Source organism: Bacteroides sp. BFG-606 (genome assembly GCF_024788145.1).
GTDB lineage: Bacteria > Bacteroidota > Bacteroidia > Bacteroidales > Bacteroidaceae > Bacteroides > Bacteroides vicugnae.
The window spans coordinates 1,721,244-1,745,193 of sequence record NZ_JANUIL010000001.1; the positions used below are offsets into that span (position 1 = coordinate 1,721,244).

Sequence of the window (23,950 nt, forward strand, 5' to 3'; positions counted from 1 at the left end):
ATTCAATGGGTTATAAACAAGAAAGGCCGAACTTAAAAGTTCAGCCTGGATGCTATGTAGAATTATAAAATTCTTTCTATTAAGCGAGCTTGTTGATGTAAAGAGCTAACTTAGATTTCAGATTGCTAGCTTTGTTCTTGTGAATAATATTCACCTTAGCCAACTTATCCAACATCTTTGTAATGCCTGGGTACATTGCAACTGCTTCTGCTTTATCAGTAGTTGCACGAAGCTTTCTAACAGCATTTCTCATGGTCTTGCCATAATATCTGTTGTGAAGTCTTCTAGTCTCTTCTTGTCTGATTCTTTTCAGTGATGATTTATGATTTGCCATCTCGACTAATCTATTTTTTTAGTTCTTTATTCTTTTAACTTGTAGCCCGTGGGGGAATCGAACCCCCCTTTCAAGAATGAAAATCTTGCGTCCTAACCGATAGACGAACGGGCCATCCTATTGTTGCATTTCTGCGTTTTGCTTTCTCGAATCTGTATTTGTTTCTCGATTGCGGATGCAAAGGTAGGAACTTTTTTGAAACTGACAAATGATTCATAGGAAAATTTTCGTGGAATATGCGTTTTTTTTCAAATTGACCATTCTTTTATCTTGATATTCAATGAAATAGAATGCTTTACTTTTTATAAAAAAACTTCTTTCCGGTAAAAAAACTGGAAGGTGTCCTCTTTCATATACCTTATTATATTATAATGAACTAAAAAGGCTACTTATTTGTGATTTCTCTTGTAACAAAAAAAGTGCATTCTCTCCTCGCTTGGACAGAATGCACGAAACACAAACAAAACAAACAATTTTAATAAAACGATATTTTCTTTGAAAAATCGTTTTATTAAGATGCTACATGTAGTGGGAAACATTACATGAGCAGAGGGCAAAAGAGCCCGCTAGGGTACTTCGCAGTAGCCTTTGTAAATACATCTCACCTAAATATTGTTCACATACTATTTCGCCATACGTTTTTAAGACTCCAGTTCGGAGTTGTTCAGGCGTATAATCCATCCGTTAACTTGCATTCTTGGGCATATCTTCGGAATCCCGGTATCCGATGACTGGATAAAGAACAAAAGCGTATATGAGTCCTGACGGTCGAGATACTCCTGGTCACTCATTTCACCTATATCATTGTAGATTTTGGATAACAACAGATATTGGGTGAGTGGGAGACGAAGAATGTTCTGGCCGCTTGGTATATGTTTGATCGATAAGGTTGTCTGATCCCCTTTCATGATACGTAATGTATTTAATCTCGCATGAATGACCGGAGTTTGCTCGGACATTACAGCCACTTCCTTCTGATATGGAAGATAGTAGACTGGAGTTGTACCGACCGGTGTGTTTGTGTAGTCTATTATTCCGTTGCCAGATTCTAGCGTAAAGGAAAAGTCCTCTTGGCGTAGAGGAGCATTTGCTTCATCTTGAAGAATGCATGAGAAATAATTAGTATCTTTCACTAAATTGGCGGTAATAACCTGATATTTTTGACTAATAGTAATATTTTCAAGGCTACTGTAAAAGAGTGCATTCAGTTTCCTGTCCGACTGATTCTTATTGTCGCATGCCAGTGATATATTCAGGGACCTTCGTTCCGTTTGTCCGGCTTTGAGATTAGGGAGCTGGTACATATGGTTGGATGTCCCTCCCCATATAAGCAGACGATAAGTTCCTTCGGGAAATGGTACTTTTACCATACAGTAGCCTTGATGTAATGTAATGCTGTCTACGTCCACTCGATCCACATATTTATCATCCTTGTCGAAAGCAAGGATGGTAATATCGCTTACTTGTGTGGAGGCAGCGTCCACATCTAGTATATTATAGGTATACGAGATTTTCAGCCAAGTCCCGGAAGGGCAGTCTGACAAGTCGTCGTTCACCCAGTCACAGGATGAGAACAAGGCGATGGCACTGATAATATAGAGTAAAAATGGACGCATTTATAATAAATTTAGTTCGGGTGGCCAATACTTATTCAAGTTCTACATCTTGATTACGTACGGCCCACGGAAAAACATTGAAATTGATGTCTAGTTCGGCTTTATATTCATCCGGCTGATCCGGGTCGATGAAAGGTTCGCCGCTACCGAGTCCTGCAATTTTGTTGACTGACAATCTGTATATATTGTTGCGTACGATACCGAATTCCATAACACCCATTTCCGGAGAATTATTATCAAGGTGTTTGATCCAGTAATTGTAATAACAAGAGTAGTTTTCCGTTTTCTTGAAACGTTTGATACTATATCGGGCTAGTTCTTCTGTTGTCGAGTTGTCAGTGACATCATTGGGCAAATTATTAAGGACTAGTTTACGGATTGCATCTACGCTGGTATAAAAGTTGTAATTGAAGTAGAACATATTAGTCGGCCAGTTGGACTGATTGCTAACTACATCGCCATTTTCATTGAAAACGCGGTCGGGGGCAATATCCATGTTGGCTTTGAACATAACTCCCGTGCTGTATGCGTTCAGTTGGGCGTCAAGGAACATACAGTTTTCCAGGCAGTAGATATGTGACCAACTGTTAGCTTGCGCCATACCTGCCCAGTTGCCGTCGTTGATATCCAACTGTACTAGAGCTTGTGCAAAGAAACCATCGGCGTTTGTAAAGTCCCCGGCATTCTCCACTGTTTTCTTGAAGAAATAAGGATCGATAACATAACCATTGTTGTCGTTGATATCACCGAAGTTTTCATCAGTATATGAATCTGGTTCCTGGAAACTGTTCAGTACCGCTGTATGGCGGAAAGTATAGAACTGGGTTGCCAGGTTCAACATTCTGAAATTGTTCAGTTTGATTGTACAGTAGGTCTTTCCGGCTGGGTCTGTTAGCGGGAAAGTTTCCTGTGTTTGAGTCAGTTCGACTTTGGCAACCACGCGTTCGAGACCAATAGATACACTGGTCACTTTATCGGAATCTGTAGGTTTCTTCACTTCAACGTTCAGATTGGCAGCTCCACGATTGGTCATAACGAAACCGTTTTCGGGTACGCTTGGAATTTTTCCTGCACTGTAAGTAACGGCATCAACTGCATTCAGAAAAGCCTCTTGTGTGCTGATATTTCCAGTGATTGCTTTTCCGTTAGCTATGGCAAAGATGTTATAAGTTCCCGGATTTACAGTGATTTTGTCAGCGGTGTACTGTATGTTTTGACCGCTCGTAACTGTCCGGTTGATGTTCTTCAGTTCCTGCTGATCTTTGAGCGTTTTTGTGGTCGAGTCAAATAGATAAACTGTGAGACTCTTTACCGCATATTCTTCTTTCGAACCTTCGGTGGTAACGCCGGACGATTCGGCACTTCGGCTGGTAGCAACGTTTGGAATCTCGAAGAACAAGGCGAGATTACCATTTGACTCTGAATGAGTGTCATCGGCGATGACCACATCTGCATCATTGATGCAACTGTACTGTGTGACTGCCGCGAATAAAAGCAGTGACATTAATTTACTGAATCTTTTCATTTTACATTTGATTTTAATGAGTATTTATTTTAATTCAAGGACTAATTGCAGATTATTATCCGCTTGTGATAGTCCTGCTTTTTGAGCTTGTCTGAATAAGTACTCTGCTTCCTCATAGTTATTTTTAAGAAAGCATAGAACTCCTTTTGCTAATATTGTTTCCGGTACTTCCGGAGCTTTTTCCAGATAAGTGGCAGCTGTTTGGACGTCTCTTTGCATCAAGGCTATACAGGCGGCATTCAAGTTGGCTGTGGGATTATCGGGAAATAGTTGTACGGCAGTCATGAAAATCTGATTATAAGTTTCGCTTCCAGGTGTACTGGCAAGTGCGAGACGAAACATTTCTTCAAGACTCAAATTTTTAGGGTTTGTAGTAAAGACTTTCCGGGATTCTGCAAGAGTAAACGGGCGTACACGATATTCAATAGTGTAGTCGGAATGTCTAAGTAGAGTAAACCAATGCTTCAGGACAAAAGCGTAGAATGCAGGGAAGTGTTTTTTTAACTTTCTCTCCTTGCTGTCGGGGTGAATGTCGCTTGTTATGGTTTTTATTATCGCTTCTTTCTCTTGAAAAGTCGTATCACAGAGAAGAGCTTCAAATCCTTCCCAATCTTCGGGAGTATAGTCTGTCCGGATATGCGCTCCGTCGAATGCATATAGCTGATTTACATACTCTTTCACAGATTGAGTACGTTCACGGGCCAACTTCTCATTGAGTCGGTAAGGTCCGTCGGGTGAAGCGTAGCCGTGAATGCTGATGTGTGTGATGGTAACGTTGGTGTCATTTTTAATGGTGTTGATTGTTTCAATAATTTTATTCAGTTCTACTGTATTGTTGCTGTATGTTTCGTATATAGCAGTCACATTGACAGGAAAATCAATAAACGCACACCCTTTTTCTTCTCTGATTTTCGAGGTTTCCACTTGGGGAGTCAGGAATACGAGTTGTGGAATAGGGGTTGGCTGTGGGTGTAAACGGGCGATACAAGTGAAATTTTCTTCACCCGGAATCCCACAGCCACAGCTTTTCTCAACGAGTGAGAGAGTGGCATGATTCATCCAACTTTCGAAAGGTACAGATTGCAGATAATGCATTGTCTGCCGACTTCCGTTTTTTCTTTGCAATGCTTCGGCTTCTCTTTCCTTCTTGCCGGCTTCGCGCAAAAATATGATGTGTTGTTTTCGGCTGTTGATATAGATCGGTGGTAATTCCAACCGGTGTTCCAGACTGTCACTGACAACAGGTATCAATGTCATTGATTCATTGGGCAGGAAGTCACGAGTGACTTCTATTCCAATAGAAACCAGTAATTCTTTCCCGGCCTTGTGCAGGCTGGAGGAAGTGGCTCGAACAGTGCCATCATCTCCTGCTACAGGTGTCTGTGCCTGAAGAGAAAGAGATAAGATGGCTGCAATGATAAAAGTTCCTCCTGTTTTCATAATTTTACAACTAAATGACTCCTTATCCGTAACAAAAGCAATCATAACTCACCATGGATAAATTCGTGAAATGATTCCTTGCTGCTGCAATGCTTTCAATATCTTCATGTCCTTTATTGATCTGCTGATGCCTCCATGTCCTAGATAATATACTCTCCATGGGGTAGAACGGCATTGACGTGCTATTCGTATGTAGATACTTCTTTTTCTGGAGAACCAGACTTTCCATAAACTTTTCATCCTGTTTTATTTTAAAATAGATAAACTAAACTTATTGAAGCCTTACTAGGCCCTATGTAATGATAATCACCTTTGTCCCGTAATCCGGCGCATTTCTTGACGCAGTTGTATTGCTTGTAGCGGATAAAATCGTATCCTACTCCCAGACTTGTTTCTATATTCCAATGATCATTCAGCATCCAGTGATATCCGGCACTGATACCTCCGCCTGCCAGCCATCCTTCATATCTGTACTTTTTCAACCCGGCGAATATACCGAAAGGCAGTTTTTTCCCTCCGATATTGAATTGTGCCCCATTGAGGTAAGTACCCCAGAAAAAGCCGTTAAACTTCTGGCAAGTCCAGTATTTATATTCTGGTTGTATCAGCCAATAGCGGTTCACATATTTCTCTTCCCGTTTCCATGGTCGCAGACTGCCGGTCAGTTCAACTGTGCTTTTATTTCCGATGGCATATGAGACTCCGACCTCGAGAGCCCCCTCTATTGCACGAAGCGCATTCACCCTGACTGCTACTTTCTGTGAGTGACAGTGGAGCCAACCAACTGATAAGAACAGGAATAAGAATAAGAAATATTTCATTGTATCTGCTCGTTAAGGACGTTTATTATTTTCAAAAAATACATTCAGATTGTAAGAAGCCTCTTCTGACCCTTCTGTCTTAGCGGCCTTTAACATACGAATGCCTTCGTATGTGTTTCCAGTCATTAGCTCATATACACCCCGGCAATTCTTGTAAGCAAGGTTGTCATGAGGAGCCATCGATAAAAACTTGCTTATTGATTGAGTATTTCCTTGTTCGATGGCGGCAGCGGCAGCGTTCAGGTTGGCGATGGGGTGTACAGGATACAGTTTGACACTGATGTTAATAATTTGGTAAAACTTGGCTTTGTTATCTGCATATGACAGAGCTACGGTATAGAGTTCGCGGAGCGACAACATTTGTGGATTGACGTCAGCCATAATCTTAGCCTCTTCAAGATTAAAATTCAACTCTTTCTGATTTCGTATATCTACATCATCCGTAGCCGGAGAAACATACGAACCTTTATATTTCATTTTTGTGGTTGTCGTATCGGCCTGAGACGTGTTTTCTGCTGTTGACGTAGCCTCGTCCGGATTCTTTTGGAGGGATGGGAGTGCAGCAGGTTGAGATGTAATGAGTAAAGTGTCTTTCAACGCTTGTTCGCTTTCAGGACGGATGATTGTTCTCCGAAGGAGGAGAGTTGCGTGGTTCATCCAATCTTCTGCGGGCAACGAAGTCCGGTAAGCGATGGTGCGGGAATGACTTTCGCCGATACCGGCAACGAGGTAGGTTGCATCCTCTTCTTTATGCCCGCTTTTTTTTCGTAATATCTGGTTGCGCAGATATAATTTCTGTTTTTGTTTGCCGTTCAATAGGATGGAGGGTAGTAAGATTTTCTTTTCCTGTCCGGTTAAGACGGGCGTTAGTCTGACGGCATTTTTAGACTCCATATTTTCTATTTCTACCGATACATCCATGGAGAGTAGTAATGAATCTGCCCGCACTCCGAGAAAGTGTGGAGTAATATCCAGTTTAATGTTTTGTGCCGGGAGTAGATTGCATATCAATAAGCTGAAAAATATGAATGCTTTCGTTTTCATTTTATGTGGTTATTATTAGGTTGATTTATCGGATGAAATATATGATTGATATCCCTGCTTGTGTAGGTCCCCAGTAGTTGCAGCTTGATTTTTCCAATAGGGCTGCACCTTCAGACTGTCCGTAGCGTTTATAATTAAGGTGTGCATATCCGAGTGAGATTCCTGCTTCCAGGTTCCATTGAGGGCTGATCATCCATTGATAACCGTAGGAAATGCCGAAACCCGCCAGATTGCCTTGATATCTGTTATGAGCAATCTGCCTGTTCTCAATACCCAGCATTTTCCCATCGCTGAATCCCCAAGGGAGCATTCCTCCAAAATTGAACAAAGCATAGTGTAGCTGAAAGCCGATAAAATTTCCTGTGAATGCTTCATTAAACCATTTACGGTATTCCGGCTGTAACAGGAAATGTTTCATCTTTTTGTTCCCTCCGAAGTCCCAGGGATTGTAATTGAGAGAAAGGCTGATGGTATGTGTATCGTCACATCGCACTTCTCCTCCCATGTTGAGAGTAGTGGTTAGATCGTAAAGCAGATTGCTTTTAATGGCTATATTTTGTCCGCAAAGGTTTGAAGCAGGCAGAATACATGTAACAAAGGCAATGATGGCTAGCCCATGTTTAATGTTTGCCGCATATCTCCACCTGTTGCTGGCAGCAGGCCTTTCATTTTTACTGATATCGGGTTTGTGTGTCATAATTATTTGTTTATGTGTATCTGTTACTTCTTAGGTAACGGAACTCCTGTTTAATGACAGGAGCACATGGGGGAAAAGTAAAAAAGACAGTGGTCTTTTATTGATATACGTCTCTGGAAGCTTTCGGACAGAAAAAACGGTCCGATGATTGGCAATAGATAGTTGGAACATGAACTAAAAGTGATTCGTGTTCTCATATCTTATTTTATTCTTCGGAAGAAGTTGAATAAAATAATCTATAATTAATTTGGAATGTAATACTCTTTTTATATATCTTTGTGCAGTATTTATGTCCGTTACCTAAGAAGTAATGGATAAGGTAGATTGCTGATAGATAGCTGCTTATATTTTATTGATGACTTGTGCTGTAAGATTCTACGTAAAAACAATTCAATTGGTTGGCTTCTGTTCTTTTCTTCAAACCAAAACCTTTCAGATAAGTTTGTGTGGTTTTTATTGATTTATGTCCTAATGATTCACTGATCATTTCAATAGGGATTCCCTGGTATTTGGCATTTGTTGCCCAAGAATGCCGGATAGTATATGAACTGACAGGTGATTTTAGGTTTAGCTCTTTTGACAGGCTTTTCAATTGATTGTTGAATCGGCGGAGGGCTGACTGATATTCCTTATATATGCTTTCTTCTTTTCGTCTCTTATCTCCTTTCATTATATTAAATAGGTAGTCTGGGCAATCTTCTCTCGGCGGATTGTTGTTACGCAGTCTGTTTATCTCTTTCTTGGAGGTGTCCAGGATTTCAAGGCTTATTGGTGTGCCTGTTTTTATGCGATTGTATCTAAGGATTCCGTGTTCCAATGCCGATTTTTCTAAATGTGCGAAATCAGAGAACGGCATACCGCAGAATTGGAACATCAACCGTGCGATAGCTTGCGTACGACTTAAGTGTTGGGATTGAGGAGCTTTGTAGAGAAGTGTATGCAGTTCGCTGACAGGGAGTGCCCTTTTCTGCCGTACATCTACGCCAGTGTATACGTCGCGAAACAACCGGGGGATGAAGCGGGCTATACCTGCCTCCACACCACGGTTATAGATGCTGCGCAACATACGCATATAGGTCGAAACAGTGTTTGGTTTCAACCCATGTTCGTGGAGATGCTGTCCGTATCGTCTCAAACTATCGCGGGTGACCTGTCCGAAAGCTATGCCGGGAGTACCGCAGAACCTCGTGAATGAAAGAATTGCATTCTTATACACATGTGCTGTCGAATAACGACCTTCTTCCTGTAAATTCCGGATGTATGCTTTGGCGCATCCGGTAAATCCGTTTTTATTACTTTTTCGTTTCATAAGCTTGTTTATCTTTACTTGTTATTCAGGGACTATAACAAAAGTAGTTATCTTTTTTGTTGTTAATGCCTTTAAAAACTCTCTGATTACTATCTATTTTTTGTAGTTTTGCTTCGGATTGGAAACGAGGTTATTTGGTTATGTTGCAAAAAACGAAAGGAATAGTTCTTCATACATTAAAATACAATGATACTTCTATCATTGTAGATATGTATACAGAGTTGTCCGGCAGGGCTTCTTTCCTTGTAACAGTACCCCGTTCACGGAAGGCGGCTGTAAAATCCGTACTTTTCCAACCGTTGTCTTTTATCGAGTTCGAGGCCGACTATCGGCCCAATGCAACACTCTATCGTGTGAAGGAAGCGAAATCCTTTTATCCATTTTCTTCCATACCTTATGATCCGTATAAGTCTTCGATGGCACTTTTCCTGTCGGAGTTTCTTTACAGGGCTATCCGGGAGGAGGCGGAGAACCGTCCGTTATTCGCCTATCTGCAACATTCTATCATTTGGCTGGACGAGTGTGGAGAGGGATTTGCCAATTTCCATCTGGTTTTCCTGATGCGTCTTTCGCGTTTTCTGGGGCTTTACCCGAATCTGGAAGATTATCATACCGGCGATTACTTCGATTTATTGAATGCCTGTTTCACTTCCATTCGTCCCCAGCTACATTCTTCTTATATCAATCCTGAAGAGGCCGCCCGTCTCCGTCAGTTGATGCGCATGAACTATGAGACCATGCATCTTTTCGGTATGAGCCGTGCGGAGCGTACTCGCTGCCTGACGATCATGAATGATTATTATCGTTTGCATCTGCCGGACTTTCCGGCATTGAAATCACTGGAGGTATTGAAAGAACTGTTTGATTAATTAGTAACTTCTCTCCATCTGCTTGCTATATATTGTTTTAGCTCCGTTTTAGCGTCCGCCACTGTATATGGTAATTAATCAGGTGATAATAACACTTCTTAATGCGGGTTTGTATGCTGTTCCTGAAAATATATGTTACTTTTGTCCGTAGAGAATAAAAGAGCATGAACAAGAGAGAAAACAATATGAAAAGATTCTTATACCTGACAATCTGTCTTCTTATCCTGGGGGAGTTTTATGGTTGTAACGGAGACGTATTTGTCGACGACTTCCGTCCTTCCGATTCCGAACTGATGTTGGACGGGAACGGGGATGTTGCCACTATTCAATTTGCAGCTGCCAATTGGGATTGGTTAACAATGTATACAGCTTCCGGTTTTCCCTTTCAATATAAAGTATATGATGCGGACAATCGCCAGGTAACAGATGATCAAGGTCCATTGCTGAACGGATTAGGCAAGATTGTGTGTGTCGGGGAGATGATTGATTTCACTATCGAGCGTGTTCATCCCGAAGAAGTGAAGATAACGGTGGGCGAGAATGCCCTTTCCGCTCCTTTTCAATTTCAACTCACGGCAAGCAACGAGTATGAGTGGCAGGAGATACATGTCGAGATCTCTCCGGCAGACAGATATGTAATGGACAGTATTATTTATTCTTTGGATGCATATTCTTACGATCCGGAAAACAAGACAGAGAGAAAAGAAGGCGTCTCCTTTCATAACTTTACAGATGTTTCGTCTACATACACGTTTTTTCCTTTCGAGTCTTTTTACCATTTTATGAGATTCAAAAGCGATGTGCCCGAAGCTTTTCAGCTACTGGGCAAAGCCGGTCTGACGGTGGAAATACCAAGCATGAAAGACGGATATTTAGGGATGAACGGTAAACGGGTGTCGTTCATTTCTGCACAACAAATGTTGTCTTGCCCCAGTACGGAACAGGAAGAAGACATAGTCCCTCCCCGAACTGCTCGAACCTATACCTTATGGATGGTGTATGATTGGTTGGAAACGCGATATACCCTCTATGTTTCTCATCCCAAAACCAAGAAACAACGAATCGTAAGCGGTACGTTACATAGCGAAATGCCTGTAAAATATCACATAACACACAGGGATGTTCCTCTCAACAACTAACCTTTCAATAACTAGCATATTAATGATTAGAAATAGAAACACCATACGGTTGCTGTGCCTCCTTTGCCTCCTGGTACATCCGGCAATCAACGTAAATCTGGAAGCCCAGACAATCATCGGACAACGGAACGACAGCGTCAGCCATCCCTTGATCCGCCATCAGCTCGGCTTTGACATCCGTCCGGGCTATATCGTCTCCACCCATAGTTTTCTGCAAGGAGACAATGCGCAACAAAAGAAAATCGACCAATCGCTTTCTTTCCATTTCAAGTACGCTTTCAGATTCGGCAAAGAATCCAATCTAGGCAGGCTCTTTCCTCATACCTATCAGGGTATTGGCGTTTCCTACCATACCTTCTTTAGTCCCGTTGAATTGGGAAATCCGGTGTCGGTATACGCTTTTCAAGGGTCACGTATCGCGCAACTGTTGCCCCGCCTATCGCTCGATTACGAATGGAACTTCGGAGCTTCTTTTGGCTGGAAGAAATATGGCGAACTATCCAATCCGCAAAACGTGTTGGTTGGCTCCAAGATCAATGCATACATCAATCTCGGCTTTTTGCTGAACTGGCAAGTTCACAGGTATTGGAAACTGGCGGCAGGCGTAGATCTCACCCATTTCTCCAATGGAAACACGCATTATCCTAATGGCGGTCTTAATGTTATTGGAGGAAGAGTCGGCATCGTACGTACTTTGGGCGCGGATGAGGCGCCCGGTTCCATCACTCCCGGACGGCTCTTTATAAAGCCTCACGTCAGCTATGACTTGGTGATTTACGGAGCCACCCGCAAAAGAGGACTGATTGGAGACGATGTGTCGAGTCTGATTCCCGGTTCGTTCGGCGTGGCGGGCATCAATTTCGCTCCGATGTATAATTTCAATAACTATTTTCGGGCAGGGCTTTCTGCAGATGCGCAATATGATGAGAGTGCCAATCTTAAGGAGTATAGAGTGGGCGAGTTCTACTCGGGTGATTTGAAGTTTCATCGTCCTCCTTTCCGTAAGCAATTTGCCATGGGGTTATCTCTTCGGGCAGAACTGGTGATGCCTGTTTTCTCTATCAATGTCGGCGTCGGTCGGAACCTGATATACAGTGGGGATGATACAAAAGGGTTCTACCAGATTCTGGCTCTCAAAACTTATGTCACCCGGCATTTGTTTTTGCACGTGGGATATCAGTTGAGCAAGTTTAAAGACCCCAGCAATCTGATGCTGGGACTTGGATATAGATTCCATGACAAACGATGAAAGGGCAATCTTCGTTTGTTAATAACCTCCTTTTTCAATTTAATTAAAATGTAAGTCCTCCTAATTGGATTATTCCATTGTCCTTCCAAACATGATTCACTTTTACTTCTGTGATACCGGCGTCAGGATATCGTTGCTGATATTCTGATGTTTTATCACTCTGTAGAATATATCCGTATGACATTTTTGTAGCAAATTTAAAACCGAATTTCTCTGTTTTATCGTCATACATTAGGGTTAAAGAGGTAATCTTTTCAGGTTCGTACGACTGCTCTTCAGAACAACTGTATGAAGATACCAATAATTAAAGAGATGTTTATTCCTCTCCTTTTCCCTTAGTTCTACTGGATAATAAAGCTCTTATTTCACATTCACTTCTACGACTGTAAAGACATTATTTGAACGGATATAAAGGTCGAATGTTCCATAAGGTCCGTTGACTATGTCAGGTGCTTTAGTTAGGGTTATTCTTAATTTGTTATTGGCAGATGTTACATTTAATCCTTTTTTTCCTGCACTATGTTCTTTCAAGAAAAACTCAATATTTGGGGGTAATGCTAATTCAACCGTTTCACCTATGTAGTGAAGGCTTCCAATATTATACTTATATGCAGGCAGTTCATTATTGTCAGGGACAACTGGTATGTATTTTACAATTGCACCGATAGTCATGTCGCTATTTAATATTTTAGATACAACATAGGCTTGGTAATAACTTGCTTCTACTTGAATAGCACGATTACCTGACGGAAAATCTATAAGTGTATTTTTATCAAAAATCTGATAAATATGACCCGGCGTAACCGCTACTTCGTGTGTGAGGTTGGTTAGCGAGGGTAGAATATTTGCTCCAACTCCTGCGCCATTTCCTACGTCAGAAATGAAATTAGAAGATGTGACGAAGTTATTAGCTTCATTGATATAAGTTCCTGATTCGCCTAAATAAGTTTTTCCATTGTGCTCATTAAGCATATCTTATAGTATGAAAAGAGATCGTTCATATAAAAAATGGTATCATTTGTATCATTTGTAATTTCAGTATTCAAGAATCCGTCTTTTGAACAAGGGTCTTGTAATAAAAAGTAGACTTTTATATTCTCATTTTTTCTTGTGATCAATTCTTTCCCTTGCATTTGTTTTTCTTCTACAATCGTTTCTCCTGGCTCGATGGAATGAATGAAATGTGATATATCCATTTTATATGAATTTAGAGAGTCGGCATTATTTTCATATTCAAGATTTATAGTGTTTCTTGAATTATTTGTTTTATTATGACAACTGATTAGTGTGAATAAAACAAAGCCAATTGTTATCAATGTAGATATTAATTTGAACATAATTTTAATATGGAATGAGCATTCAGTTTTGATGCTATATTATCAACCTTATCTATTCTTTCAGTACGGAAATGGATTAAACTTATCCTCCGCTTGGCTTTCATTATATATTTCCTTTGTCCCATATGTTGTGGGAAAAGATTCCCAGTCAATTGGGAAAGTATTCCCTTATTTTGTGGGAACAAATTCCCTAAATATATAGGAATACTTTCCCACAATATATGGGACAATCAGAACGAATGCTTATCTTGAACCAAGAAGAGGAAAGGGATGGTATCTGACTATGAGAAAAACATAAGGCAGTTTATTTCAATCTTGCAAAAAATGCGGTGAATCGGGTGAAACTTATGTGAAAGGTAGACCTTCACCCGGAATCCCTTTATTCATCGATGTTTCAGAGTGGTGAAGGTGGTGAATGCCGTATTTAAAGAAAGTTGCAGATGTGTGTAAGATAAAACATCTTGCACACATCTGCAACGGTATCGTGAAAGTTCCGGAAGTTATCCCAAAAGCTCTTTCACTTTTGCAGAAATGGCACGTCCTTCTGCAAGACCTGCTAACTTCTTGGAGGCAACTCCCATTACTTTACCCATATCTTTACCGCTTGTTGCACCTGTTTCAGCAATAATTTCCTTTAAGGCAGCTTCCAGTTCTTCAGCGGTCATTTGTTTCGGCAGGTATTTCTCCATAACGGCTACCTGGCCTAATTCTACGTCAGCCAAATCCTGACGACCTTGTCCGATATAGATTTCAGCAGCATCTTTTCCTTGTTTCACCAGTTTCTGGATAATCTTCAGAGCAGCATCATCTGTCAATATATCGTTAGCTCCCGGGGCTGTTTTAGCTTCGAGGAAGAACTTCTTTATATTTCTCAAAGTTTCAAGGGCTACTTTGTCTTTCGCCTTCATTGCGGTTTTAATGTCTTCGCTGACTTGATCGAATAAATCCATACTATTGTAATTAAAAATTAAAGATTAAAAATTAGATCTGAAGCCTGATTTTGCGAGTTTATAATTTTCGTTCTTAGTTCTTTGTTTAGAACGTAATCACACCGTTGTCATCTGTAGCTTCTTCCGTGGCTACTTCCTCTTCCAGAGCGGCTTTCGTCCGGATTTTGGTAAGAGTAGTCTTATCACGCATATAGGTGGGAGAATCTTCTACCATGGCGATGATGTCGTCGTTGTCCAGATCTTCCGTGTTGAAAAGATAGATGTGGCGGCGTTTGCGGAGGCTCTTGCTTCCGATGTTGCTGGCACTTTCACCGTATGCCTTGCGGATACGTTCCTTGTTCTTTTCTTTTTCCTCTTCCAGTTGCAGTTGGCGTTCTTCCTCTTCCTGGCTGCGTGCAGCGTGCAGGCTGTCCATTCCGGGAACGTCTTCCACACCGAATCCTGTTGCCAATACGGTGATTTTTACTCTTGTTTCCAGTGAGTTGTCGATGGCAACACCCCAAATCACTTCCACCCCTTCGCGGAATTTGCTCATGAACTCGTGTATCTCGTTCATTTCCTCCATCATCAGTTCGGACGACGGGCAGAAAGATACGTTCAACATTACTTTCTTGGCATTGAAGATATCATTGTTGTTGAGCAACGGAGAATGTAGGGCATCGTCGATTGCTTTCGTCACACGATTTTCTCCTTCACCGAATCCGGTACTCATGATTGCTACTCCACCATCTTTCAGGATGGTTTTCACATCAGCGAAGTCAAGGTTGACCGTACCCCGCATGGTGATAATCTCGGCAATGCTCTTGGCAGCAATGGAAAGAGTATCATCGGCTTTGCCGAAGGCGTTCATAAAGGTAAGGTCGGCGTATATTTCACGCAGGCGTTCGTTGTTGATAACCAGTAGGGCGTCAACGTGCTGGGCGATACGTTCAACACCGTCCAATGCCTGGATAATTTTCTTTTCTCCTTCGAAGATAAAGGGAATGGTGACGATACCGACAGTCAGAATATCCATTTCCTTCGCAATGCGGGCGATGACCGGGGCAGCTCCCGTTCCGGTTCCTCCTCCCATTCCGGCGGTGATGAATACCATTTTGGTGCCGTCGTTCAGCTGGTTTCTGATATCTTCTATACTTTCTTCGGCGGCGTCGCGTGCCCGTTCGGGACGGTTGCCGGCTCCAAGCCCTTGCGTGATGCTACGGCCCAGTTGCAGTTTCACCGGGACAGGTGATTCGGCTAGTGCCTGGTTGTCCGTGTTACAAAGAACGAACGTTACATCATGGATGCCTTCCCGGTACATGTGGTTTACAGCGTTACCACCACCACCACCTACACCAATCACTTTGATGATCTTCGGTGAATCTGTCGGGAAATCGAATTGTACTATCTCGTCCATATCTTGATTGAATTATGAATTACGAATTATGAATATTGATTAACAAGCTGCTGAAGGTTACTTCATATCGTCGTCGGAGAAGATTTCTTTCGTCAACGAATCGATCTTGCGTTGAATCCAGCTCGGACCCGCTTCTCTTTTCCGTCTTTCTTTCTCTTCCTTTTCCTTTTGCTTGCGAAGTTTTTCCGCTTCTTTGGCGGCTAACTTGGCTTCCCGCTCTTCTTCCTCTTTCTTGAGACGGGCGATGCGGGCCTGTTCTTTCAGTTCCTGATCGTCCTCAAACATATCTACTGTATGCACTTCCGGCTCCGGTTTGGAGACTGATGGTGCAGGAGCTTGTGGAGCAGTTTCGGTCAGGCAGCAGTTCTGGTTACCTTCAAACAGGAGTCCGAACAAAGTGTTCTGCGAACCGTCTTTCTTCAGTATGTTGCTGGGCGCATGAACCGTATTGCGTGGGAGTTTCGCCATCCGTATCTTTTCTATCTTGCTGCGTTTGCGCAAGGTTTCGTCCAGATTCTTCAGGTTGGCGGCTCCTCCTGTCAGGATGATTCCTGCCAGCAGTTTGTCCTCGTAGCTCGATAGTTGTATCTGGTTCCATACGTTGGCAACGATTTCCTCGACACGGGCTTCGATGATATTGTTAAGATCCGCCACTTTGATGATACGGTTGTCATCATCCAGTTTGCAGGTTGCTTCTTCCTGTTCGGGGTCCTCTTCATAGAGGGCGTCACCGTAGGCTTTTTTCAGGCGTTCGGCTTCTTCTTCCTCCATTTGCAGGGTGGTGATGTCACGCGTGATGCTGTTGCCTCCCAAAGGCAATACTGTCAGGAAGCGGAGAATGTTATTCTTATATACAGAGATGGTAGTTGTGTCTGCTCCGAAGTCGATCAGTGCACAACCCGAACGGCGTTCGCTTTCTGTCAGTACGGCATTTGCGGTTACTAACGGAGCGATCAGTTGGTCGGCAATATCAATTTTAGCCTGTTGGAAACAGTGCTCCAGGTTCTTACGTACGGAAGCACGGGCAACGATATTGAGGAAACGTCCTTCGATGTGGCTTCCTACCAGACCTACCGGATTGGCTTGCAGGTTATTGCCCACCTTATATTCTTGTGGAGCTACGTCCAATATATCCATATCGACCACCGGGATGGCAATGTTCTCATCACCGATAGCGCTTACAAGCTCTTCGGATATGATAGCTTCTTCCTCCAGGTCGCGGCTTACTACATTGCGGACGGTGCGGAGTGATTGTCCGCCGATGCCTACATATACCTTGGCTATTGAGTTTTTCAACTCACCTTCCAGTCTGTTGATGATTGAAGTCAGGCTTTGCGCTGTCTTGTCCAGATTAAAGATTACTCCTTTACGAATGAACGTAGAAGAGTCTTCCTGGGCATACGCTAATACCTGCATGCTTCCGTCACTGTTCTTTCTTCCGGCCACACCGGTTATCTTCGATGAACCAAGTTCAATAGCGGCGATAAATTCTGTTGTTGCCATATATATTTATTTACGATTTTACGATTTACAATTTACGATTGAAAAAAGACTATTCACTCATCACCTATCATCTATCACCTATCATTTATCATCTACTCTCGTTTTGTGCAGATAATCTGGTTGCTGAATTCGAGGTTGATACGTGAATATTTGTTCCAGCCTACCCGGTTGAGTCCTTTTTTGTAGAACTCCTTCAAACGTGCCAGTTTATCTTCAAAATTCTCCAGTTTTCCAAGATAGACCAGATGATCTCCCACACGCGGCACCAATTCGATATTCTGGTCGGGCAACACATGGATCTGCTCTATCTGGGCGTCCCAGAATTTATTATTATGCAAAAATACACCAAACTTATATAAATCCTTCATTGCAAACGACTTTTCTACGTTTCCGGTGACAATTACCCGATGAGCGACACATTTTGCTTCCGGTGGCATGATAGTTCCTTTGTTGTCAAGGTAGTAGTTTTGGCCGTTGGCACTCATGACGCGAAGGATAGGAATACGCTGTGTCACTTCCACGCACACTTTGCCACTGGGTGTTTTGTAGCATTCGGCTTCGTCAATCAACGGATGTTTGCTTAGTTCCCGTTCCAGTGACTTGGTGGAGATGCGTTCCATCTTCTTCCCGATGGGATAGATCCCTTTCTGCTGAAGGATACCTTTCAGCTCTTCTTTGGTGATGAAGCCGGCGTATGCGGTATCCTTGATAACCAATTCCATGTCACGGCAGGTCTGGTCGGCAGGCTTGCGGTTGAAAGCGGTGATAGCTACGGCAAGGTAGGCTATGAGCACCAGCATGACGATGGATAGAAGGATTCTTTTAATCATAATCAAAAATTAAAGATTAAAAATTAAAATGCTTGCACTGTTTCGGACAGGCTGCCGGATGATTATTCATTTATTTATCTTTTTTCTAATAGTTCCTTTATTTCGGGGACATAGTTGTCGATGTCTCCGGCTCCTAAAGTTATTAATACTTCAATGTTTTTATCTTTCAGAATGTTCAGTATCTCTTCTTTTTTGCACATACTTTTTTCGATACCCGGACGGAGATTATCATAAATCAGTTTGCTGGTGACGCCCGGGATTGGTGCTTCACGTGCCGGGTAGATGTCTACCAGAATCACTTCGTCGAGTAGCGACAGGCTATCGGCAAAGTCCTGATAGAAGTCGCGGGTACGGGTATAGAGATGAGGCTGGAAGATGGCTGTGATCTTCTTGTCCTTGTAAAGTTCGCGCATAGACAGCACGCTCTGTTTGATTTCAGAGGGATGGTGTGCGTAGTCACTTAGAAAGACAATCCGGTCGTTCTTGAGTTTGAAGTCGAACCGGCGGTCTACTCCGCGGAAACTTGCCATACCTCTTTTTATCTCTTCATCGGTCACCCCGTTGAGGTGTGCCAATGCCATGGCGGCTACGCCATTTTCTATGTTGATACTTACCGGAATTCCCAGTTGGATGTCGTTGATACGGGTGTCCGGAGCAACAAAGTCGATGAATATCTCTCCGTTTCCGATGCGGATGTTTTCTGCATGGAAGTCGCCTTCGTCACGTGAGTAAGTGTAGACACGAACGCCCGGCTGCACTTTGGGTTGCAGGGAGATGCCTTTGCGGATAATCAGTGCGCCACCCGGTTGGATTAACGTGGTGTAATGTTCGAAACTTTCCAGGTAGGCTTGCTCTGTTCCGTAGATGTCCAGATGATCGGGGTCGGTAGACGTGATTACCGACATATAAGGCGACAGCCAGTGGAAAGAACGGTCGAATTCATCCGCTTCAATCACTGTGTAAGGGCTTGCTTGAGAGAGCAGCAGGTTGGTGCTGTAATTTTTCGAGATTCCTCCGAGAAAAGCGGTACATTCCACATGTGACTGGTGAAACAGATGGGCTGTCATAGTCGATGTGGTTGTTTTCCCGTGAGTGCCTGCCACACACAGACCTTTGCTCGAGTGGGTAATTGTTCCCAATACTTGGGCGCGTTTCTGTATTTCGAATCCGTTGTTACGGAAATAAACGAGTTCTTCGTGTTCCTGCGGAACGGCCGGAGTGTATATGACTAACGTACTTTCCTTGTCTTTGCAGGCTTCGGGAATCAGGTCGACGTTTTCTTCATAATGTATTTGTGCGCCTTCGGCAATCAGCGTTTCAGTCAATGGAGTAGGAGTACGGTCATATCCGGCCACTACCTTTCCTTTGAAAAGGAAGTAGCGTACAAGTGCACTCATACCGATGCCGCCGGCACCTACGAAATAGACTGATTTTATCGTTTCTATATTCATTTCTTTTTATTTTTTTATTTTAGGCACGGATTACACGGATTTCACGGTTTCATGATGTGTCAATATTTTACGTTTAATCTCTGCTGTTACACCAAAATTTAGTAGTAATCCAACTTCTATTCCTGTTGCTTTTAGATAATTTACTAATTGCCATTCATGTTCTGGACGAAGAGTTGTTACTGCTTTTAATTCAAGAATGATTTCATTATTTACTATCATATCTGCAATATACCTTCCTACAATTTCACCTTTATAATATACTTTCATCTCTTTTTGAGTTTGGCAGAAGAGTCCTCTTTTTAAGAGTTCCTTATAAAGTGCATTTTGGTAGACCTGCTCTAGGAATCCGAATCCTAATGTGCTGTGTACTTCATAAAAAGCACTTATAATCTCTTTTGTCAATTTCTCGTGTATCATTCTTAAACCGTGTAATCCGCGTAATCCGTGCCTAATTGTTATTATTGTTTTTTGCTTCCGCCAGCTTAATGACCTCTTGTGCGATGATTCTCGCTGAATCGGGTAAAGCCAGTTTGGCGATATTCTCTGTTAGTTCTTTCAATTTCTGCTCGTCGTTGACAGTGGACAGGGCTACGTCCATCAAAGTGGTTGCCGCTTCACTGTCTTTGACGTAGATAGCTGCCTGCTTGTTCACCAACGCCAAGGCGTTCTTCGTTTGGTGATCTTCCGCCACGTTGGGCGAGGGCACTAAGATAACAGGTTTGTGCAGCAGGCAGAATTCAGAAATGGAACCTGCTCCCGCACGGGAAATGACCAGATCGGCAGCGGCATAAGCGGCTGCCATATCTTTGATGAAATCCGTTACATATAAATTCGGAAGTGCTCCTGCCGCTTTTACGGCTTCTGTCACTTGCGGGTAATAGTATTTGCCCGTTTGCCAGATGAATTGCACGTCCGTGTTTTCTTTGATAATTGCCAGACCGGCTGTCAGCGTATTGTTGATGGTGCGTGCACCCAAGCTGCCACCTACAATCAGTATTGTCTTTTTGCCGGACTGTAAGTGGAAGGAACGTAACGCTTCTTCTTTTGGCGGCATATCCTTTGTCAGGTTTTGGCGGACGGGATTGCCCGTCATGATAATCTTGTCGGCGGGGAAAAACTTTTCCATTCCCTCATAAGCGACACAAATCTTACGAGCTTTCTGTGCCAGCAGTTTATTGGTAACTCCGGCATATGAGTTTTGCTCTTGGATTAATGTGGGGACTCCCATCATGCCGGCAGTCTTTAGTGTCGGCCCGCTTGCATATCCGCCTACACCTACCGCCACTTGCGGACGGAAGTTTTTGATTACTTTGCGCGCCTTCCATTGGCTGCGCATCAGTTTAATCAATACGGATACATTTTTCCATAAATGTTTGCGGTCGAATCCGGCTATCGGAAGTCCGATAATCCGGTAGCCTGCATCGGGAACCCGTTGCATTTCCATACGTCCTTCAGCGCCTACAAAGAGAATCTCTGCGTCGGGGCGTAGCTCTATTATAGCGTTTGCGATAGAGACGGCAGGAAAGATATGTCCTCCTGTTCCTCCACCGCTGATGATAATTCTAAGTTCTTTTTCCATCATACTGTTTTCTTCTGTTCGTTCTTTCTCAACATTTACCGTTCGTTGTTTCTGCTATCATGCTCATCTTCAAATTCAGCGTCGCTGTTCAGAATCTGCGCTGTCGGTTCGGCTGCAGCCTGTGCTTCGGAATTGGCTGCGGCATCCGCCTCTATTTGCAGTTGGATCTGTGCATCGTGCGCTTTTTGTTCTTCCAGATAAGCGGTATATCGGCTTACGCTTAATATCATTCCGATATAAGCGCAGTTGATTAGCGTACTTGTACCTCCTTTGCTGACCAGAGGCAGAGGCTGTCCTGTGACGGGGAATAACCCGACGGCAACCATCATATTCAGTATTGCCTGTGATACCAACAACAGCGCAATACCCATAACGAGAAAGGCGGGGAAGGTTCGCTCGCACTTCTGGGCGATTCGTCCGGCTCGCATCAGCAACCATAAATAGAGGAACACCACAAATATTCCTCCTACCAATCCCATTTCTTCAATCACAATCGCGAAGATAAAATCGGAGAATGCCTGGCTAAGGAAGTCACGCTGTATCGAGTTTCCCGGACCTTTGCCTACTACATGGCTGGTAGCAATGGCGATTCGCGCATGTGCAATCTGTGCGTCTTTGTCAATATCAAATTTGGCTGCCGGCACTTCTTCCTTCTCAAAGAAACCGGAAACACGATTCTGCCACGTCTCGAAGCGGTGAAGTCCCGGAGTGCTATGCAGTGTTTTGGCGGGAATAGCCATCAGTACACCTACCGCAACCCCACCTATAAGTCCCAATATTCCCAACATTCCGAACAGCTTCTTGGAAGATACCCGCCCGATGAACATCATCATGCATACCACTCCGAACAGCAGCATTGCTGTTGAAAGGTTTTCCGGTGCGATGAGCAGAAATACCAGTCCGGTAAGAATCATGATATATTTAAAGGCTTTCGGATTGGCCCCGTATTCGTCCTGTTTTTTGGACAGGATGAATGAGACGGCAATGATTACCGCCATCTTTGCCAATTCCGATGGCTGGAATTGCAATCCCATAAAGGTCATCCAGCGGGCTGCTCCGTTGACACGGTCGCCTGTGATGATACCCATCAGCGTGACAAATGCCAGTAGAACCAGAGATACCGGATATAGAAAGACCGGAAATACCTGGAACCATTTGTAGGGAACATTATGCAGAAATACGACTACCACAGCTCCTACCATCAGAATGATGGAGTGTTGCGTAATCGGTCCCCAATGGTCGCCGCTTTTGTAAGTCAGCGTCGACGCTGCCGAAAACACCTCGATGATCGAGATGAGGCAGAGACAGAGGAAGATAATCCAGATTACCTTGTCACCTTTGAATATGTTCTTTAATAAATCCACTTCTTAAATTGAGAATTGAGAATTAAAAATTGAGAATTAAAGGGCACGGACACATTCTTTAAATTGATCGCCACGGTCTTCGTAACTCTTGAAGAGGTCGAAAGAAGCACAGCAAGGACTTAATAATACCGTTTCACCTTTCTTTGCCAGTTTATAGGCTGCTTCTACGGCATCTTTCATGCCGGTTTGCACATCGGCTACCGGCAGGCCGAAACGGTCGAAGAACTCGTGGAGCTTTTCGTTATGAAGTCCCAGATATACCAGTGCTGAACACTTTTCGCGTACCAGGTCTTCAATTTCAGTATAGTCGTTTCCTTTATCTTTACCACCGAGAATCAATACCGTTTTGGTAGTCATGCTTTGCAGGGCATACCAGCAGGAGTTGACATTCGTGGCTTTAGAGTCGTTAATAAAATCAATTCCGCGCACACGTGCCACCTTTTCCAACCGATGTTCCACTCCCTTGAAGTCGGAGAGGGCTTTCCGGATGTTTTCTTTGGCGATGCCGGCAAGGTTTGCCGAGATACCGGCGGCTAAAGAGTTGTACAGGTTGTGTTGTCCTGTCAGGGCCAGTTCCTCCTGCTCCATGTTGAAGGCAATCGGTTCGGTGATTTTCACTTCGTGATCTTCTACGTATGCAATCGCTCCATCCTCTTTTACAGCGGCAAAAGGGATACAGGTGGGCTTTCAGACCATGTTTCGCCAGTTCTTGTCTGATGATAGGGTCATCGTTCCAGAAGATGAAAGCATCGTCCGGTGTTTGGTTCTGGGTGATGCGAAATTTGGCGTCGATGTAATTCTGCATACAATGGTCGTAGCGGTCAAGATGGTCCGGAGTGATGTTCATCAATACGGCGATGTTCGCACGGAAGTTATACATATTATCCAACTGGAAAGAGCTAAGTTCGATAATATAGTAATCGTGGTAATCTTCGGCTACCTGCAAAGCAAGGCTTTTGCCGATGTTGCCTGCCAAACCTACGTTCAGACCTGCGCTTTTGAAAATATGGTAGATCAAGGAAGTTGTTGTTGTCTTTCCGTTAGAACCTGTAATACAGATCATTTTGGCATCAGTATAGCGTCCGGCAAACTCTATCTCGGAGATCACCGGTGTGCCTTGAGCTTTCAGTTTCAGGATGATCGGGGCGTCATTCGGGATACCGGGGCTTTTGATCACCTCGTCGGCATTCAGAATGAGTTCTTCGGTATGGTGTCCTTCTTCCCAGGCAATCTGATGGCTGTCGAGAAGTTCCTTATACTTGTCCTTGATGGCGGACATGTCCGAAACAAACGTCTCAAATCCTTTGACTTTAGCGAGTACGGCTGCACCTGCGCCGCTTTCGCCAGCTCCTAAAATTACTATTCTTTTCATCTACAATAATGTGCCCTTATTTTCTAATTGATTGATCCTATTAGCTGTGCACATCTTTAAAAGTTAATAATCGGGTTAATACTCTCTATATCTTTAATTAGGCACGGATTACGCGGATTTCACGG

Annotated in this window: 20 protein-coding genes, 1 tRNA gene and 3 pseudogenes; 3 read left to right on the forward strand and 21 right to left on the reverse strand. The window is 43.2% G+C overall.

Annotated features, from left to right (window positions below):
• Positions 1-79: 79 nt before the first annotated feature.
• The 10 genes from rpsT to NXV01_RS06175 form a co-directional block, all read right to left on the reverse strand.
• A complete protein-coding gene (rpsT, locus tag NXV01_RS06130; protein WP_004298235.1) occupies positions 80-334 on the reverse strand; it encodes a 30S ribosomal protein S20 in 255 nt (84 codons plus the stop codon).
• 42 nt (positions 335-376) lie between these two features.
• Positions 377-448: transfer RNA gene (locus NXV01_RS06135), tRNA-Glu, on the reverse strand.
• Between the two features lie 527 nt (positions 449-975).
• Positions 976-1,950 (reverse strand): FimB/Mfa2 family fimbrial subunit, encoded by a 975-nt coding sequence (locus tag NXV01_RS06140; protein ID WP_148364160.1) that lies wholly within the window; start codon positions 1,948-1,950, stop codon positions 976-978.
• A gap of 31 nt (positions 1,951-1,981) precedes the next feature.
• Positions 1,982-3,475, reverse strand: a complete 1,494-nt coding sequence (locus NXV01_RS06145; protein WP_120080752.1) for an Mfa1 family fimbria major subunit — start codon at positions 3,473-3,475, stop codon at positions 1,982-1,984.
• Positions 3,476-3,499: 24 nt separating this feature from the next.
• Positions 3,500-4,915 carry a hypothetical protein gene (locus NXV01_RS06150; protein WP_259021957.1) on the reverse strand — a complete coding sequence of 472 codons (1,416 nt, stop codon included), beginning with the start codon at positions 4,913-4,915 and terminating at the stop codon, positions 3,500-3,502.
• Positions 4,916-4,963: 48 nt separating this feature from the next.
• Entirely contained in the window at positions 4,964-5,155 is a 192-nt protein-coding gene (locus NXV01_RS06155) for a hypothetical protein (protein ID WP_165863283.1), read from the reverse strand.
• A gap of 11 nt (positions 5,156-5,166) precedes the next feature.
• Entirely contained in the window at positions 5,167-5,736 is a 570-nt protein-coding gene (locus tag NXV01_RS06160; protein ID WP_259021959.1) for a DUF3575 domain-containing protein, read from the reverse strand.
• Between the two features lie 12 nt (positions 5,737-5,748).
• Complete coding sequence (locus NXV01_RS06165; RefSeq protein WP_120080760.1) at positions 5,749-6,780, reverse strand: DUF3868 domain-containing protein; 1,032 nt, start codon at positions 6,778-6,780, stop codon at positions 5,749-5,751.
• 25 nt (positions 6,781-6,805) lie between these two features.
• Positions 6,806-7,477, reverse strand: a complete 672-nt coding sequence (locus NXV01_RS06170; protein WP_148364157.1) for a DUF3575 domain-containing protein — start codon at positions 7,475-7,477, stop codon at positions 6,806-6,808.
• Between the two features lie 349 nt (positions 7,478-7,826).
• Positions 7,827-8,786 (reverse strand): tyrosine-type DNA invertase cluster 3b, encoded by a 960-nt coding sequence (locus tag NXV01_RS06175; protein WP_195648911.1) that lies wholly within the window; start codon positions 8,784-8,786, stop codon positions 7,827-7,829.
• A gap of 140 nt (positions 8,787-8,926) precedes the next feature.
• Here NXV01_RS06175 and recO point away from each other — a divergent pair, with 140 nt between their 5' ends.
• The 3 genes from recO (at position 8,927) to NXV01_RS06190 (ending at position 12,043) form a co-directional block, all read left to right on the forward strand.
• Entirely contained in the window at positions 8,927-9,655 is a 729-nt protein-coding gene (gene recO / locus NXV01_RS06180) for a DNA repair protein RecO (RefSeq protein ID WP_004298226.1), read from the forward strand.
• A 185-nt stretch (positions 9,656-9,840) separates the two neighbouring features.
• Positions 9,841-10,794 carry a hypothetical protein gene (locus tag NXV01_RS06185; protein WP_148364155.1) on the forward strand — a complete coding sequence of 318 codons (954 nt, stop codon included), beginning with the start codon at positions 9,841-9,843 and terminating at the stop codon, positions 10,792-10,794.
• A 22-nt stretch (positions 10,795-10,816) separates the two neighbouring features.
• Positions 10,817-12,043: an acyloxyacyl hydrolase gene (locus NXV01_RS06190; protein WP_259021961.1), complete on the forward strand. Its 1,227-nt coding sequence runs from the start codon at positions 10,817-10,819 to the stop codon at positions 12,041-12,043.
• Positions 12,044-12,403: 360 nt separating this feature from the next.
• Here NXV01_RS06190 and NXV01_RS06195 read toward each other — a convergent pair.
• The 11 genes and pseudogenes from NXV01_RS06195 to murD all read right to left on the reverse strand — a co-directional run.
• A pseudogene (locus tag NXV01_RS06195) lies at positions 12,404-13,018 on the reverse strand (DUF5036 family protein); the annotation flags it as partial.
• Positions 13,018-13,380, reverse strand: a pseudogene (locus NXV01_RS06200) (hypothetical protein); the annotation flags it as partial. The pseudogenes NXV01_RS06195 and NXV01_RS06200, both read right to left, overlap by 1 nt.
• 500 nt (positions 13,381-13,880) lie before the next feature.
• Complete coding sequence (locus NXV01_RS06205; RefSeq protein ID WP_195648904.1) at positions 13,881-14,330, reverse strand: GatB/YqeY domain-containing protein; 450 nt, start codon at positions 14,328-14,330, stop codon at positions 13,881-13,883.
• Between the two features lie 85 nt (positions 14,331-14,415).
• Positions 14,416-15,726, reverse strand: a complete 1,311-nt coding sequence (gene ftsZ, locus NXV01_RS06210) for a cell division protein FtsZ (RefSeq protein WP_004307359.1) — start codon at positions 15,724-15,726, stop codon at positions 14,416-14,418.
• A gap of 57 nt (positions 15,727-15,783) precedes the next feature.
• Positions 15,784-17,229: a cell division protein FtsA gene (gene ftsA, locus NXV01_RS06215; protein WP_074558442.1), complete on the reverse strand. Its 1,446-nt coding sequence runs from the start codon at positions 17,227-17,229 to the stop codon at positions 15,784-15,786.
• A 92-nt stretch (positions 17,230-17,321) separates the two neighbouring features.
• Positions 17,322-18,059 carry a cell division protein FtsQ/DivIB gene (locus NXV01_RS06220; protein WP_004298212.1) on the reverse strand — a complete coding sequence of 246 codons (738 nt, stop codon included), beginning with the start codon at positions 18,057-18,059 and terminating at the stop codon, positions 17,322-17,324.
• A 74-nt stretch (positions 18,060-18,133) separates the two neighbouring features.
• Positions 18,134-19,510: a UDP-N-acetylmuramate--L-alanine ligase gene (gene murC, locus NXV01_RS06225; RefSeq protein ID WP_148364153.1), complete on the reverse strand. Its 1,377-nt coding sequence runs from the start codon at positions 19,508-19,510 to the stop codon at positions 18,134-18,136.
• A gap of 30 nt (positions 19,511-19,540) precedes the next feature.
• Positions 19,541-19,927, reverse strand: coding sequence for a GxxExxY protein (locus NXV01_RS06230; protein WP_195648902.1), 387 nt, complete (start codon positions 19,925-19,927; stop codon positions 19,541-19,543).
• 31 nt (positions 19,928-19,958) lie between these two features.
• Positions 19,959-21,089 (reverse strand): undecaprenyldiphospho-muramoylpentapeptide beta-N-acetylglucosaminyltransferase, encoded by a 1,131-nt coding sequence (gene murG, locus NXV01_RS06235; protein ID WP_259023434.1) that lies wholly within the window; start codon positions 21,087-21,089, stop codon positions 19,959-19,961.
• A gap of 35 nt (positions 21,090-21,124) precedes the next feature.
• Positions 21,125-22,453: an FtsW/RodA/SpoVE family cell cycle protein gene (locus NXV01_RS06240; RefSeq protein WP_259021964.1), complete on the reverse strand. Its 1,329-nt coding sequence runs from the start codon at positions 22,451-22,453 to the stop codon at positions 21,125-21,127.
• Between the two features lie 36 nt (positions 22,454-22,489).
• A pseudogene (murD, locus tag NXV01_RS06245) lies at positions 22,490-23,825 on the reverse strand (UDP-N-acetylmuramoyl-L-alanine--D-glutamate ligase).
• Between the last annotated feature and the right edge of the window lie 125 nt (positions 23,826-23,950).

Bases quoted from the DNA above. Each gene is read 5' to 3' on its own strand.
- rpsT (WP_004298235.1), bottom strand. From the start codon at position 334: ATGGCAAATCATAAATCATCACTGAAAAGAATCAGACAAGAAGAGACT.
- NXV01_RS06140 (WP_148364160.1), bottom strand. From the start codon at position 1,950: ATGCGTCCATTTTTACTCTATATTATCAGTGCCATCGCCTTGTTCTCA.
- NXV01_RS06145 (WP_120080752.1), bottom strand. From the start codon at position 3,475: ATGAAAAGATTCAGTAAATTAATGTCACTGCTTTTATTCGCGGCAGTC.
- NXV01_RS06150 (WP_259021957.1), bottom strand. From the start codon at position 4,915: ATGAAAACAGGAGGAACTTTTATCATTGCAGCCATCTTATCTCTTTCT.
- NXV01_RS06155 (WP_165863283.1), bottom strand. From the start codon at position 5,155: ATGAAAAGTTTATGGAAAGTCTGGTTCTCCAGAAAAAGAAGTATCTAC.
- NXV01_RS06160 (WP_259021959.1), bottom strand. From the start codon at position 5,736: ATGAAATATTTCTTATTCTTATTCCTGTTCTTATCAGTTGGTTGGCTC.
- NXV01_RS06165 (WP_120080760.1), bottom strand. From the start codon at position 6,780: ATGAAAACGAAAGCATTCATATTTTTCAGCTTATTGATATGCAATCTA.
- NXV01_RS06170 (WP_148364157.1), bottom strand. From the start codon at position 7,477: ATGACACACAAACCCGATATCAGTAAAAATGAAAGGCCTGCTGCCAGC.
- NXV01_RS06175 (WP_195648911.1), bottom strand. From the start codon at position 8,786: ATGAAACGAAAAAGTAATAAAAACGGATTTACCGGATGCGCCAAAGCA.
- recO (WP_004298226.1), top strand. From the start codon at position 8,927: ATGTTGCAAAAAACGAAAGGAATAGTTCTTCATACATTAAAATACAAT.
- NXV01_RS06185 (WP_148364155.1), top strand. From the start codon at position 9,841: ATGAAAAGATTCTTATACCTGACAATCTGTCTTCTTATCCTGGGGGAG.
- NXV01_RS06190 (WP_259021961.1), top strand. From the start codon at position 10,817: ATGATTAGAAATAGAAACACCATACGGTTGCTGTGCCTCCTTTGCCTC.
- NXV01_RS06205 (WP_195648904.1), bottom strand. From the start codon at position 14,330: ATGGATTTATTCGATCAAGTCAGCGAAGACATTAAAACCGCAATGAAG.
- ftsZ (WP_004307359.1), bottom strand. From the start codon at position 15,726: ATGGACGAGATAGTACAATTCGATTTCCCGACAGATTCACCGAAGATC.
- ftsA (WP_074558442.1), bottom strand. From the start codon at position 17,229: ATGGCAACAACAGAATTTATCGCCGCTATTGAACTTGGTTCATCGAAG.
- NXV01_RS06220 (WP_004298212.1), bottom strand. From the start codon at position 18,059: ATGATTAAAAGAATCCTTCTATCCATCGTCATGCTGGTGCTCATAGCC.
- murC (WP_148364153.1), bottom strand. From the start codon at position 19,510: ATGAATATAGAAACGATAAAATCAGTCTATTTCGTAGGTGCCGGCGGC.
- NXV01_RS06230 (WP_195648902.1), bottom strand. From the start codon at position 19,927: ATGATACACGAGAAATTGACAAAAGAGATTATAAGTGCTTTTTATGAA.
- murG (WP_259023434.1), bottom strand. From the start codon at position 21,089: ATGGAAAAAGAACTTAGAATTATCATCAGCGGTGGAGGAACAGGAGGA.